Genomic DNA, 13,767 nt, shown 5'->3' with positions numbered 1-13,767 from the left:
AAAATGTTTGTTTATCCGTTTTAAATATTAAGAACACCTGGTAGCAAACGTTTGCATTTCCGCCATGGTCAGATAAAATCATCGCTTTTCCACCATGGGATTGCCTCTGATGTCCGTTAACGCCGTAGAGTCAACAAATGCGCAACCGGTTGCGCAGACTCACAACAGTGAACTGATTTACCGTCTTGAAGATCGCCCCCCACTAGCCCAGACCCTGTTTGCCGCCTGTCAGCACCTGCTGGCCATGTTCGTCGCGGTAATCACCCCAGCGCTGTTAATTTGTCAGGCGCTCGGTTTACCGGCTCAGGATACTCAACACATAATCAGTATGTCGCTGTTCGCTTCCGGCGTGGCTTCTATCATTCAGATCAAAGCTTGGGGGCCGGTCGGCTCAGGGCTATTATCCATTCAGGGCACCAGCTTTAACTTTGTTGCGCCACTGATTATGGGCGGTACAGCGCTAAAAACCGGTGGTGCAGACGTCCCAACCATGATGGCGGCGCTGTTCGGTACACTGATGCTGGCAAGCTGCACTGAGATGGTTATCTCACGCGTACTGCATCTGGCGCGTCGTATCATTACTCCGCTGGTCTCAGGCGTGGTGGTGATGATTATCGGCCTGTCGCTGATTCAGGTGGGGCTGACGTCGATTGGCGGCGGCTATGCGGCAATGAGCGACAACACCTTTGGCGCGCCAAAGAATTTACTGCTGGCAGGCGTCGTGCTGGCGCTGATTATCCTGCTTAACCGCCAGCGCAACCCGTACCTGCGCGTTGCGTCACTGGTTATTGCGATGGCGGCAGGTTACCTGTTGGCGTGGTTTATGGATATGCTGCCGCAAAATACCGCGCCGGTAAGTCAGGACCTGCTGATGGTGCCAACGCCGTTGTATTATGGCCTGGGTATCGACTGGAGCTTACTGCTGCCGCTGATGCTGGTGTTTATGATTACCTCGCTGGAAACCATCGGTGATATTACGGCCACCTCCGATGTCTCCGAGCAGCCCGTTTCTGGTCCGCTGTACATGAAACGCCTGAAAGGCGGCGTACTGGCGAACGGTCTGAACTCGTTTGTTTCAGCCGTATTCAACACCTTCCCGAACTCCTGTTTTGGACAAAACAACGGGGTTATTCAGTTAACGGGCGTTGCCAGCCGCTACGTTGGTTTTGTGGTTGCGCTGATGCTGATCGCGTTGGGCCTGTTCCCGGCGGTCAGCGGTTTTGTACAGCATATTCCTGAACCGGTACTCGGCGGCGCAACGCTGGTGATGTTCGGTACTATCGCGGCATCCGGCGTGCGTATCGTATCCCGCGAACCGCTGAACCGCCGCGCAATTCTGATTATCGCGCTGTCGCTGGCCGTCGGCCTCGGCGTTTCCCAGCAGCCGCTGATCCTGCAGTTCGCTCCTGACTGGGTGAAAAACCTGCTCTCTTCCGGCATTGCCGCAGGCGGTATTACCGCTATCGTTCTGAATCTGGTGTTCCCACCAGAGAAGCAATAAGCAAAATGCGGCGTTGATTCTGAATCAACGCCGCTGTAACGCTCTTTCACCATTCCCGCCTTGAGCATTGCGCCTAAATCGTGCATAACTTGACTATGTGCACTTCGCGGGATGGAAGACCATGAAATTTATTGGAAAGCTGCTTCTTTACGTGCTGATCGCCCTTGCAGTGGCGATCCTCGGCTTATATTTTCTACTGCAAACCCGCTGGGGCGCAGAGCACGTCAGCGTCTGGGTTTCGCAGAACAGCAGCTACCATCTGGCATTTGATGCCATCGATCACCGGTTTTCTTCTCCTTCCCATATTCTGCTGGAAAACGTCACCTTTGGCCGGGATGGTCAGCCCGCAACGCTGGTCGCCAAAACGGTCGATATTGGACTGAGCAGCCGCCAAATCACCGACCCGCTGCACGTAGACACCATTCTTTTGCAAAACGGCACGCTGAATCTTTCCCAGCAAACTGCGCCGCTGCCGTTCCAGGCCGATCGCCTGCAATTGCAAGATATGGCGCTTAACAGTCCCGGTAGCGAGTGGACCCTGAGCGCGCAGCGCGTTAACGGCGGAGTCATTCCCTGGAGTCCTGAGGCGGGTAAAATTCTCGGGAGTAAAGCGCAAATTCAGCTCAGCGCCAGTTCGTTGACGCTGAACGACGTCCCGACGACCAACGTATTGATTGAAGGCAGTATTGACCATGACCGTGTGACGCTGAGCAATATTGGCGCAGACGTGGCGCGTGGCGCATTAACCGGCGTGGCACAACGCAATGCCGACGGTAGTTGGGTAGTGGAGAATCTGCGCCTGAACGATATTCGGCTGCAAAGCGATAAATCGCTGGCCGAGTTTTTTGCTCCGTTAAGCACTATTCCTTCCCTGCAAATTGGTCGTCTGGAAGTAACAGATGCCCGTCTGCAAGGCCCTGACTGGGCGGTGACGGATCTCGATCTGAGCTTGCGCAACATGACCTTCAGCAAGGACGACTGGCAAACTCAGGAAGGAAAACTGTCGATGAACGCCAGCGAGTTTATCTACGGCTCTCTGCACTTTTTCGATCCGATTATGAACGCCGAGTTCTCGCCGCAGGGCATAGCGCTGCGTCAGTTCACCACCCGCTGGGAAGGGGGAATGGTCAGAACATCCGGAAACTGGCAGCGCAACAACAAAGCGCTGGTCCTCGATGATGCCGCCATTGCCGGTCTGGAGTACACGCTGCCGGAAAACTGGAAACAGCTGTGGATGAAACCTCTACCAGCCTGGCTAGCCAGCCTGACGCTGAAGAAATTCAGCGCCAGCCGTAATCTGGTGATTGATATCGACCCGAGCTTCCCATGGCAGCTCACCGCGCTGGACGGCTACGGTGCTAACCTCGGGCTGGTGCAGAACAATCAGTGGGGGATCTGGAGCGGGAACGCTAACCTCAACGCCGCTGCCGGCACCTTTAACCGCACCGACGTGCGTCGTCCTTCGCTGGCGCTGACGGCGAACAGCAGCACCATCAATATCAGCGAACTAAGCGCCTATACGGAAAAAGGGTTGCTGGAGGCCACTGCCAGTATTTCACAGTTGCCTCAGCGTCAAACTCAGGTCAGCCTGAACGGGCGCGGCGTGCCAATGACGATTCTGCAGCAGTGGGGATGGCCCGCACTGCCGCTTTCCGGCGACGGTAACATCCAGCTTACCGCCAGCGGCAATATTCAAGCCGATGCGCCACTCAAGCCAACGGTCAGCGGCCAGTTGCATGCGGTGAACGTGGAGAAACAGCAGGTAACGCAAACCATGCAGGCGGGCGTGGTATCCGGTAGTGAAGTTACCGCCCCACCCGCTGCGCAGTAAAATCTGACGGCCCGACGGCGCTTTGCCTGCCGGGTCGCCGTTTATCGCTGTAAGCGCGCATATTCACTGCACAACAGCCACTTCACCGGCTCGTCCTCTTCTATCGCCGGGAAGCGACCGCCTGGCTCAAGGAAGTGATTGTCATACAGGTCGTCATTGACCATCGAGATCTCCCAGCCCAGCACGAACGCTTTCTCCGCCCAAAAGCGATGATACAACCGCGGCGGCAGGCATACCCCCTGCCCCGGTTTCAATACCAGCGTCTCGCCAGCGTCAACGGAACGCCGCTGACCATCGACGCTAACCTCAACAATGCGCCGGGCATTATACCCGTCATCGGGCGTAGCCCACGCCAACTGCATACATAAATCACCGCCGCCGCGGTTAACGATATCTTCCATTTTATGGCGATGAAAATGCCATGGCGTCTGCTGATCCTGCTGAATCTGCAGCATCTTTTCGGCGTACGGTTTGGGGTAGCTGGCTGACCCTAACTGACCATTGCGCAACGTCAGTAACGTCAGCCCCGTTTGCGCAAAATCTCCGCGCCCAAAGTCGGTTATATCCCAGCCCAGTTGGAGATCGAGCACTTCACGCCACAGAGTGTGATCCTGTTGCCGCCAGGCATCAGCCGTAAAATACGCAAAGTCAGGCAGGCAAACCCGAAAAGTCTCGGCGATGGCATGCGCTTTATCGACGGCATAATTAATGTGTGAACGCTTCATTCCACTTTTCCTTGTTGCGAAAAAGGCGGGTCACCCCGCCTGTATGCTGTTAGTAAAGTGACGCTTTGCCGGTTGAGCCGAACAGTTTCATTTTGTGACGGATCACATCTCGCGCGGCGCTAATGGCTTCCGGGTAAATAACGTTCGGGTCCCACCAGGTTTCTTTCGCCAGGATTTCGCGGACTTTCTGGAAGTAAGCGTATTTCATATCGCTGGAAATGTTGATTTTGCCAACGCCCAGCGTAACGGATTCGGCAATTTCCGCATCCGGGTTCGCGGAACCTCCGTGCAGCACCAGCGGAATGTCTAATCGCCCGGCAATCTCGCGCAGGATGTGCATTTGCAGCTCTGGCTGCATCCCTTTCGGGTAGATGCCGTGTGCGGTTCCAATCGCCACCGCCAGCGTGTCCGCGCCGGTACGGGCGATAAAATCCTGTGCCTGATCAGGATCGGTATAAGTGACCTTCGATACGCCGCCTTCCACTGACGTCCCGGTTTGACCAATCGTACCCAGTTCCCCTTCCACCGAAACGCCTACCGCATGCGCCAGCTTGACCACTTCGCGGGTCAGCGCCACGTTCTCTTCATACGGCAACAGCGAGCCATCAATCATCACCGAGGTAAACCCACACTGAATCGCCCGCAGGACATGCTCGACCGAAGCGCCGTGGTCCAGATGCAGAGTAAAGGGAACCGGGCTGCGCAGAGTGATATCACGGACGTAGCTAAAAAACGCATCGCCTACAAAATCATGTTCGCTGGGGTGAATGGAGATAATCGCCGGGGTATTGGTTGCTTCCGCTTCTTCCACTACTGCACGTACAAAGCAGCTGTCCGCCACGTTGAATGCGCCGATGGCAAAACCGTGCTGACGGGTAGGTTGCAGTAATTCTTTCATCGAAACTAACATGTTAATTCTCCAGTTTCAGGGTGTAGAAAGCCCTGCCAGTGCGTCGTCGCAGAGGCATAGAAGGCGTTACAGAAAATGAATCAGGCTTTGTCGATAGCGCCGCTGGCCTGCAGGTACGGAATAATGGCTTCCTCGCAGGCCTGCTCCATCAGGGCCAGGGCATCAACGAGTTCACCGGATGTGTCGCGACACAGGGTATGCAGCAGCGCAGCCTTTCCAGCTTCGAAAACCGCCGCACCAACGTTTATCTTGGCGACGCCAAACGTCGGGCAGCGCTGTAGCTGGTCAAACGGCGTCCCGCTGCCGCCATGCAGTGCCAGCGGCACCGTTGATAAACGGGCAATTTCCTCCAGTCGCTGGAAATCAATGGCGGGTATGACACCGGGCGCGTACATGCCATGTGCCGTGCCGACCGAGACCGCCAGTAAATCGATACCGGTCTGTTGGATAAAGGGCTCCACATCGGCGGCCTGGGTCATCAAATCAGCGTTAGCTGCGTGATCATAGCGCGGGGCGTCGGCCAGATGCCCCAGCTCACCTTCCACGCACAGAGAAACGCTGGTCGCGAGCTCAACCACCGCCCGGGTCTGGCGAATGTTCTCCTCCAGCGCAAAAGCGGAGGCGTCGATCATTAACCCGCTGAATCCGGCGCGAAAAGCCTGGCGAATGCGCACTGGGTCCTTTCCATGATCCAGCGCCAGCGCGACCGGTACCGACGCTTCCTCTGCCAGCGTTTTGACGACCGCCACCGCTATCGGTGCAGGAAAATGGCCCAGATGCCCCTGATACAGATTCAGAATGATGGGCGCACGGTGTTTCTCAGCCACCCGCACCGCCGCACGGGCGCTTTCCAGGTTCATACAGTTGATGGCCAGCAGCGCGTACTGCTCGCGCCAGGCTTTCGTCACCATGCTTTTCATATCGGCAAACATACGGCCTCCGGTTATTCCAGGGTGAAGGTGATCTCTTCGTCTTTCAGCTTTTGATCGCTAAGTTCATCAAACTCTTCGTCACGTTCGGTCACCGGTTTCTTCCACAACGACAGCATGACGCCGCAAATCACCGTGCCGATCCCCAGCGCCAGGCAAAAAAGCAGCGGATGCGTAAAGAGCGGGACCACGAACATGCCGCCGTGCGGTACCGGGCTTTCGACGCCCCACACCATAATCAGACCGCCCGCTATCGCCGAGGCCACCACGCAGGACCCCACCACGCGCAGCAGGTCGCGCGCCGCAATGGGAATGACCCCTTCGGTAATCATGCAGATCCCCATCGGGAATGCCGCTTTCAGCGCCTCGCGCTCCGCACGGGTGTACTTGTGACGCGTCAGCAAAAAGGAGAGCGTAATGCCGAACGGAGGGATTATCGAACCGACAAACTTCACCGCTTCCGGACCGTACACGCCGCTGACTAACATGCCGTCAGCAAATAGCGACATGGTTTTATTCACCGGTCCGCCAAAGTCGAATGTCGCCATTGCGCCAAGGATGGCCCCCATTAAAAAGCGTGACCCGCCCTGCATGGACTCCAGCAGATGAATCAACGCGTCCTGCAGCCAGGCTATCGGTTTGCCAATGAGCGTCATCATCAACAGGCCACCAATGACGGTACTCAGTACCGGCAGCACCATGATGGGCATCAACCCCTGCATCGACTGCGGCAAACGGATATAGCGCTTGAGCAGCAGGACGGTATAACCGACCAGAAAACCGCCCAGCATCCCGCCGATAAAACCGGTATGAATTTCACCGCAGACAAAGCCGACAATCAGACCCGGTGCGAATCCGGGGCGGTCAGCAATAGAGTACGCAATCGCCGCGCTAATCAGCGGTACGATTAACCCCATCCCCCAACCGCCAATCTGGTTGAGCATCCAGGGGATGGTTCCTGTTTTTTCACCCACGTTAGTGCCGCCAAGTATTTGCCCGAGAGCAATACAGATCCCGGCGGCAACAATTAACGGGATCATCCACGAAATCCCCGTTAATAAATGTCTTTTTATTTCCTGAGATAGCGGAATTTTATTTTCACTCATGTGAAATCCCTCCAGAATGGGGATCGCTACTGGTTATTATTAACTAATGATTTTTCGACCTTTTCAAGAAACTGAATGGGCGACTTTATGACAATTTCAGTTTTCACTCGCACAATACGTTTATTTAAAAATCGTTCCTCCCCTTTTATTTTTACATCCACAGCAAGAATCACGACATCAGCAGCAGAAATGTCCTCTGTCAGCAGTTCGTTTTCCGTGCCGATAGTCCCCTGGGTTTCTACTCTTATATTATGACCAAGCGCTTTAGCACCTTTAATTAACTTCTCACGGGCAATATAGGTGTGCGCAATACCCGCCGTACAGGCGGCAACACAAACAATATTCATAACATGCTCCACGTTTTATTTAGCAGACATTGGATTCAGCATATTGGCTAAAAAGCTCAATAATTTTCTGTGGACTGCTTTCGACTAACAGTTGTTCAATAATGTCGTCATCAGCCAACGCGCCGGCAACCTGCGAAAGCAGACGAATATGGGTAGTGTTTTGATCTTCAAGGCGTACGGCAAACAGAATGATGCAGCGCACGTTGCTGCCGTCCAGGGTTTCCCAGGGAATATCCTGGCGGGTACGCCCAATCGCCAGCGTGGTATTGACCACCGCCGAGGATTTCCCGTGCGGAATCGCAATATGATTTTCGAAGCCGGTCGAGCCTTCTGATTCACGCTGCCAGACATCCTGAATAAACGTTTCCCGACAGCTAATTGCCCCATCTTTTTGCAGAATATCTGTCAGTTCCTCAATAACCTCCGTTTTGTTTGTGGCCTTCATGTCCAAAATAACGCGATTTGTATTGAGTATTTTCGTGATGTCCATAAATCATACCTCATGGAGTTCAGACATTAATTTTCAACGACCAGCGACGTCGCCCGATGTAATTTTTCCGTAATAACCGTTTCTGTTACCCGCTTAATATCCGCATCATTGAAGAAGGCGGTGACATACACGACCGGCATGGCAACGGCAGGTAAATTGATCGTCGATACCACCAGTTCAATATCGTCCGTCAGGACGGAGGGCAAGCTGCCTGCCGACACCACGCCGACGATGGTCCAGTCCGGAAAGGCGCGCAGAATGCGGCTTTTGAGTAAGTGAGAGGTGCCGATACCGGTTGAGCAGACCAGCAGCACACGTTTACGCGCTATCTGACGCTCCATCGCGGCCTGAAAATGCACGGTTAAATATCCCACCTCATCATCCGACACGGCCCGTTCGCCCCAGCCGCTAAACACCCGATTCACCGCACACTGAGTCAGACGCCAGACGTCCTGCAACTCGCCTTTAATGTCCTCCAGCAGCGGATTACGAATGCGGATCTGGTAGTTGAGGCGGTTAATCAGCGGCTTAATATGGATCAGCAATCCGTCATACAGCGCAGTGTCCTGGCTAAGATCGCAGTCAACCATTTCGGCGAAGGTGGCAATCAGCCGATGGGTGATCAAGCGTGCTTCGTCGCTGGAGTGCATATGGCCAATCACGCTCACATCGTTATGCTCTTCAATCACCATACCGGAGGAGATAATATATTGATAAATAAACCAGACTTCGTCTTCCGGCAGCGGGTGGGCAATGCGTTTTTCGATATGCTGAATCATGCGACTGGCAATGGAAAAGATGTTCTCATCACATGACGTGATGCTTTCTTCTTTTCTCGGTAGCGCATTGCCCCGCGTAATGCGGTACATCATGATCAGAATATGAGTAAAGATATTGACGTAATAAGGCTCGCCCAGCGACCAGCACAGATCGTTCTCCATTTCCTGCAACAGCGTCTGGACAAATAAAACGTCTTCTTCGCCAAAGTAATGCACTAACGCTTTATAACTGCCCGGATCAAGTCGTGAATAAATCACGCTTCCAGGTTCATTATGGTTAATCACACCGTTAATCAGCGACGCCATCGCCTGGCGCACCCCGCTCTCGCTGCCTTCAATGTGTGTGCCGCTCTGGCTGCGAATCAGCGACAGGCCCAGCGGGGTAATCCACGATTCAATCACTTTCAGATCGTTAACAATCGATGCACTACTAATAAAATAACGTTCGGATAATTTATTGATCGATGTTTCATGCGGCGTTTCACTTAATAATTGCGAGGCTATCTTAACCCGCCGTGAATTATTCATCATGCCGTCAGCATCATCACCCTCCGACCCTAATAACTGATCCAGATATAAAAGGTCAGTAATGTTATCGGCACTTAATATCACGCCCGCACCGGCACGTTTATCGATAGATATTTTCCATTCCGATAACCATTGTTCCAGTAACCGCAGATCGCGCTGGACGGTCTTCTCTGAAACAGATAAATATTCGGCAATTTTTAGCAGCGTAACATATTCCTTCCGGGACAGAAGAAACTTTAATAATCTGTTTTGTCGCGAGGTAATCATTTGCATTATTTACCCTTATTACATACCAGATTAAATATCTATACCCGTCATACTTCAAGCTGCATGTGCGTTGGCTTTCCTCGCTCACCCCTGTCACGTACTTATGTACGCTCAGGGGATTCGCTGCGTCGCCGCCTTCCTGCAACTCGAATTATTTAGGTAATAAAGAAGCATTTATGCTCCACGTGTAATCCGTGATGATAAATATAAGAGGACTACGATGCGCCAACAATACTAAATCGTGTCCTGTATTCCGGACAGAAATAAGACAAAAAGAGGAAATAGTGAGATATTTACGGCGCAGATCACATTTTTCGCGGGAATTAGAGTGATAGCGCTCGCAAATATGGGGAGGTAAAAATTTAAGTCGGGATGTTTTTGATTTTCAGATCTGGAACGCTGCTCGCAGCGTAGGCCGGATAAGACGCATCCGGCACCACGTCGACACATGCTTACAAGGTAATCGTCAGCTCACTGCCCTGTGGAGTAATAACTACACCCAGCTCGCTGCCCATATGCGACCCGCATTTAATGCCGCCAATTTTCTGAATATTTCGCAGGCACAACGTCCAGTTACGTGCCTCACCATTCCCTTTCACAGTGATGGTATTACCTACACGCGTCGCCTTCAGCGTGAAGATAACCGAGCCGTCAGCAGCCGGAACTTCACAGAGTGCTTCCCGCCCCTCCTGCAGATGGAACAGCTGGAACGCTGTCCCTTCGTGCCAGGCGTAGTCCGGCTTCTGGTTATTGCTACCCAGCGCCAGCAGGGTATTGTCACGCACATAAACCGGCAGACTCAGGAAGTCATGCTGCTGTTTATGCCAGCGGCTACCAGACACCTCATCATTACGCCACAGATGCGTCCAGCGTCCTTCCGGCAGGTAGAACTGCACATCGCCCGCCTCGCTAAACACCGGCGCGACCATCACGCTATCGCCCAGCATGTACTGGCGGTCGAGATAATCACACGCCGGATCGTCCGGGAACTCCAGCATCATCGCGCGCATCATCGGGGTGCCCTGCGCATTAGCGCGCGCTGCTTCACGATACAGGTACGGCATCATGCGGCATTTCTGTTCGGTGAAGTAGCGCACCACATCGCAGGATTCGTCATCGTACGCCCATGGCACACGATAGGATTTACTGCCATGCAGGCGGCTGTGGCTGGAGAGCAGCCCAAACGCACACCAGCGCTTGTAGACGTGCGCCGGAGCAGTATTCTCAAAGCCGCCGATATCGTGGCTCCAGAAGCCAAAGCCGGACAGGCCAATAGACAAGCCACCGCGCAGGCTTTCCGCCATCGATTCATAGTTGGCGTAGCAGTCGCCGCCCCAGTGCACAGGAAACTGCTGTGCGCCCACGGAGGCCGAACGGGCGAACAGCACCGCCTCTTCTTCACCGACGGTTTCTTTCAGCACGTTCCACACCAGTTCGTTGTAGATGTACGCATAATGGTTGTGCATCTTCTGCGGATCGGCACCGTCAAACCACTGCACATCCGTGGGGATGCGTTCGCCAAAGTCAGTTTTGAAGCAGTCAACGCCGATATCCACCAGACCTTTCAGCTTGTTGGCATACCACTCGCAGGCTTGTGGATTAGTGAAGTCATAAATCGCCAGGCCCGGCTGCCATTTATCCCATTGCCACAGGGAACCGTCCGGGCGCTTGAGCAGATACCCTTTCGCTTTCAGTTCATTGAACAGCGGGGATTTCTGACCGATGTAGGGGTTTATCCATACGCACACCTTCAGCCCTTTCTCTTTCAGGCGGCGGATCATACCTTCCGGGTCCGGGAAGGTCACCGGGTCCCACTCAAAGTCGCACCACTGGAAGGCCTTCATCCAGAAACAGTCGAAGTGAAAGACGTGCAGTGGCAGATTGCGCTCGGCCATGCCGTCGATAAAGCTGTTCACCGTCGCTTCGTCGTAATTGGTGGTGAATGACGTGGTCAGCCACAGACCGAACGACCAGGCTGGCGGCAACGCCGGACGGCCGGTAAAGCGGGTATAGCGATCCAGCACCGCCTTCGGCGTTGGGCCGTCGATGACGAAATATTCCAGATACTCGCTTTCAACGCTGAACTGCACTTTCGACACTTTCTCAGAGCCGATTTCAAACGACACGCACTGCGGATGGTTCACCAGCACGCCGTAGCCGCGGTTGGTGAGATAAAACGGGATGTTCTTGTAAGACTGCTCGGTACTGGTACCGCCATCGCGGTTCCAGGTTTCCACCGTCTGGCCGTTACGTACCAACGCGGTAAAACGCTCGCCCAGCCCGTACACCGTTTCCCCCACGCCCAAATCCAGACGCTCAAACATATAGTTACGCCCGCTGTGGGTATCCTGCACGTAACCGCTATTCTTTAGCTGACTGCCGGTAATACGTTCACCATTACGCAGGAAATCCAGCGACCAGAACTCACCTTTGGTCACCCGAACGCTCAGATTGCCGCTCTTCAGTTCGGCAAATTCAGCGGTGTTTCGCATCTCAACATTGACGTCCTGCAACACGTTCAGCGGGTAATGCGGGCCGGTATCCAGCGCGCCCTGGAAGTGTTCCATACGTACGCCCACCACACCTTCCTGCGGCGAGAAAAAGCGTAAGGTGAAGAGTGGGGTATCCAGTTGCCAGGTACGTTCACGCACGTCGCGCGGCGCAACGTAGACAATCATCTCGTTACCCTGCTGTTCAACGTCGAACACCTGAATTGGGTGTATTAAATTCAGGCCAGGTTGGGTCAGCCAGTTTCCATCGCTAATTTTCATCGTCAGTTCCTTAGTTCTGTAATTCTTTCGTCGTGAAATCCTGCTGGTTGCGGCGCGCGCCCTGAGCCAGCTGGCTCATAATTTCCGTCAGATACGGCGTTTTCAGGGTATAGAAGCGTTTGGCAATCACGGCACTCAGCAGGTAACAAATCGCCGGGACAATGGTGAACAGGGCGATGATGATGCTAATGGTGGCGCTGTTCTGGGTTTTCGCGGCGGCGTCGTAGCCACCGCCCGCCAGCATCCAGCCGATCAGCGCCCCGCCGAGCGCCAGACCCAGCTTGAGCACGAACAACGTGCCCGCAAAGCTGATCCCCGTCAGGCGTTTACCGTTGCACCATTCGCCGTAATCAACGGTGTCGGACATCATTACCCACTGGATTGGCGTAACGAGCTGGTGCAGTACACCAATGACAAAAATAAAGATAAACATGGTGATGCTGGCGTGCATCGGCACAAAGAACATCGCCATGCTCGCCACCGCCAGCGCAGCGTTGGTCCACCAGAAGACGCTGACTTTGCATTTCCAGTCGGTCAGCGGTTTTGCCAGCGCAGAGCCGATCAGGTTGCCGACGCAATAGGCGGTGAGAAAGGCGACAAACACCTCCGGCTTACCCAAAATCCAGGTGACGTAATACATCATCGCCCCGCCACGAACGCAGACGGCCAGAATATTGAGGATGGTCAGCAGGCCGACGATGCGCCATTGGTCGTTTTGCCAGATGTCGCGCAGGTCTTCACGCATAGAGGTGGTGCTCGGCGGCGCTTCCACGCGTTCTTTGGTAGTGAAGAAGCAGAACGCCAGCATCAGGAACGCCACCACGGAGAGCACCGCAATCCCGCCTTGAAAGCCGAACGCTTTATCCTCGCCACCAATCAGATTCACCAGCGGCATCATCAGCACGGTGGAGAGCATGCCGCCCGCCGTCGCCAGCACAAAGCGCCATGATTGCAGGGAGATACGCTGCGTTGGGTCATTAGTGATCACGCCGCCCAGCGCGCAGTAGGGAATATTGACCACGGTATAAAGCAGGGTCAGCAGCGTGTAGGTGATTGCGGCATAAATCATTTTGCCGTTCAGGCTGAGATCCGGCGTGCTGTAGGCCAGCACGCAAACCAGACCAAACGGCAGTGCGCCAAACAACACCCATGGGCGGAATTTCCCCCAGCGCGAACGGGTACGGTCAGCCAGCAACCCCATACAAGGGTCTGAGATGGCATCCAGCGCGCGGGCCAGTAAGAACATGGTGCCGACAAATCCGGCTGGGATACCAAAAATATCGGTATAGAAGAACATCATATATAACATGACGTTATCGAAGATAATGTGGCTAGCCGCATCGCCCATTCCGTAGCCAATCTTCTCTTTAACAGACAGAATTTCACTTTTCATTACGCATCCTTGTTAGCACTTTCACACGCCCTGATACCGGTTACAGTTCTTGTAAACCATCCCTGTGAGCGCGGGTATTCCGATATCTCGTTATCAAATTACGATTCTTGTTTTCTGTGATCAGCGTAGCGTCTAAAAATGTGTCTAAGTGTAAGTAATGGATTTTGCGGGGATTTATTTGAAACTGGTC

11 protein-coding genes are annotated in these 13,767 nt (G+C 54.0%); 2 read left to right on the top strand and 9 right to left on the bottom strand.

The window, feature by feature from the left end; translation table 11 throughout:
- Positions 1–109: 109 nt before the first annotated feature.
- Entirely contained in the window at positions 110–1,501 is a 1,392-nt protein-coding gene (gene xanP, locus OGW44_RS07045; protein ID WP_003024026.1) for a xanthine/proton symporter XanP, read from the top strand.
- A gap of 121 nt (positions 1,502–1,622) precedes the next feature.
- On the top strand, positions 1,623–3,332 hold the full coding sequence (locus OGW44_RS07040; protein ID WP_185654904.1) for an AsmA family protein: 1,710 nt from the start codon (positions 1,623–1,625) through the stop codon (positions 3,330–3,332).
- 41 nt (positions 3,333–3,373) lie between these two features.
- Here the strand turns inward: OGW44_RS07040 and OGW44_RS07035 are convergent, their stop codons facing one another.
- The 9 genes from OGW44_RS07035 to OGW44_RS06995 form a co-directional block, all read right to left on the bottom strand.
- Complete coding sequence (locus tag OGW44_RS07035; RefSeq protein WP_185654903.1) at positions 3,374–4,057, bottom strand: D-lyxose/D-mannose family sugar isomerase; 684 nt, start codon at positions 4,055–4,057, stop codon at positions 3,374–3,376.
- Between the two features lie 49 nt (positions 4,058–4,106).
- The gene (locus OGW44_RS07030) at positions 4,107–4,967 is read right to left on the bottom strand and encodes a ketose-bisphosphate aldolase (RefSeq protein WP_185654902.1); all 861 of its coding nucleotides are present in this window, start codon (positions 4,965–4,967) and stop codon (positions 4,107–4,109) included.
- A gap of 80 nt (positions 4,968–5,047) precedes the next feature.
- The gene (locus OGW44_RS07025) at positions 5,048–5,899 is read right to left on the bottom strand and encodes a class II fructose-bisphosphate aldolase (protein ID WP_047415757.1); all 852 of its coding nucleotides are present in this window, start codon (positions 5,897–5,899) and stop codon (positions 5,048–5,050) included.
- A gap of 11 nt (positions 5,900–5,910) precedes the next feature.
- Positions 5,911–7,002 (bottom strand): PTS fructose transporter subunit IIC, encoded by a 1,092-nt coding sequence (locus OGW44_RS07020; RefSeq protein ID WP_016157774.1) that lies wholly within the window; start codon positions 7,000–7,002, stop codon positions 5,911–5,913.
- 26 nt (positions 7,003–7,028) lie between these two features.
- A complete protein-coding gene (locus tag OGW44_RS07015) occupies positions 7,029–7,349 on the bottom strand; it encodes a PTS fructose transporter subunit IIB (protein ID WP_016155014.1) in 321 nt (106 codons plus the stop codon).
- Positions 7,350–7,368: 19 nt separating this feature from the next.
- Positions 7,369–7,839, bottom strand: a complete 471-nt coding sequence (locus tag OGW44_RS07010; protein ID WP_003842172.1) for a PTS sugar transporter subunit IIA — start codon at positions 7,837–7,839, stop codon at positions 7,369–7,371.
- A gap of 26 nt (positions 7,840–7,865) precedes the next feature.
- Complete coding sequence (locus tag OGW44_RS07005; protein ID WP_016155015.1) at positions 7,866–9,419, bottom strand: BglG family transcription antiterminator; 1,554 nt, start codon at positions 9,417–9,419, stop codon at positions 7,866–7,868.
- A 446-nt stretch (positions 9,420–9,865) separates the two neighbouring features.
- Positions 9,866–12,184 carry an alpha-xylosidase gene (gene yicI, locus OGW44_RS07000; protein WP_185654901.1) on the bottom strand — a complete coding sequence of 773 codons (2,319 nt, stop codon included), beginning with the start codon at positions 12,182–12,184 and terminating at the stop codon, positions 9,866–9,868.
- Positions 12,185–12,194: 10 nt separating this feature from the next.
- Positions 12,195–13,577, bottom strand: a complete 1,383-nt coding sequence (locus OGW44_RS06995; protein WP_137366935.1) for a glycoside-pentoside-hexuronide family transporter — start codon at positions 13,575–13,577, stop codon at positions 12,195–12,197.
- Positions 13,578–13,767: the final 190 nt, after the last annotated feature.

It is taken from the genome of Citrobacter sp. Cb023 (assembly GCF_030336805.1).
In the GTDB taxonomy this organism is placed as follows: domain Bacteria; phylum Pseudomonadota; class Gammaproteobacteria; order Enterobacterales; family Enterobacteriaceae; genus Citrobacter; species Citrobacter braakii.
This window is presented reverse-complemented; position numbering and strand designations above follow the sequence as displayed.

What these genes read in the sequence shown, in the direction of transcription:
- xanP (WP_003024026.1), top strand. Translation starts at nt 110, where the DNA reads ATGTCCGTTAACGCCGTAGAGTCAACAAATGCGCAACCGGTTGCGCAG.
- OGW44_RS07040 (WP_185654904.1), top strand. Translation starts at nt 1,623, where the DNA reads ATGAAATTTATTGGAAAGCTGCTTCTTTACGTGCTGATCGCCCTTGCA.
- OGW44_RS07035 (WP_185654903.1), bottom strand. Translation starts at nt 4,057, where the DNA reads ATGAAGCGTTCACACATTAATTATGCCGTCGATAAAGCGCATGCCATC.
- OGW44_RS07030 (WP_185654902.1), bottom strand. Translation starts at nt 4,967, where the DNA reads ATGTTAGTTTCGATGAAAGAATTACTGCAACCTACCCGTCAGCACGGT.
- OGW44_RS07025 (WP_047415757.1), bottom strand. Translation starts at nt 5,899, where the DNA reads ATGTTTGCCGATATGAAAAGCATGGTGACGAAAGCCTGGCGCGAGCAG.
- OGW44_RS07020 (WP_016157774.1), bottom strand. Translation starts at nt 7,002, where the DNA reads ATGAGTGAAAATAAAATTCCGCTATCTCAGGAAATAAAAAGACATTTA.
- OGW44_RS07015 (WP_016155014.1), bottom strand. Translation starts at nt 7,349, where the DNA reads ATGAATATTGTTTGTGTTGCCGCCTGTACGGCGGGTATTGCGCACACC.
- OGW44_RS07010 (WP_003842172.1), bottom strand. Translation starts at nt 7,839, where the DNA reads ATGGACATCACGAAAATACTCAATACAAATCGCGTTATTTTGGACATG.
- OGW44_RS07005 (WP_016155015.1), bottom strand. Translation starts at nt 9,419, where the DNA reads ATGCAAATGATTACCTCGCGACAAAACAGATTATTAAAGTTTCTTCTG.
- yicI (WP_185654901.1), bottom strand. Translation starts at nt 12,184, where the DNA reads ATGAAAATTAGCGATGGAAACTGGCTGACCCAACCTGGCCTGAATTTA.
- OGW44_RS06995 (WP_137366935.1), bottom strand. Translation starts at nt 13,577, where the DNA reads ATGAAAAGTGAAATTCTGTCTGTTAAAGAGAAGATTGGCTACGGAATG.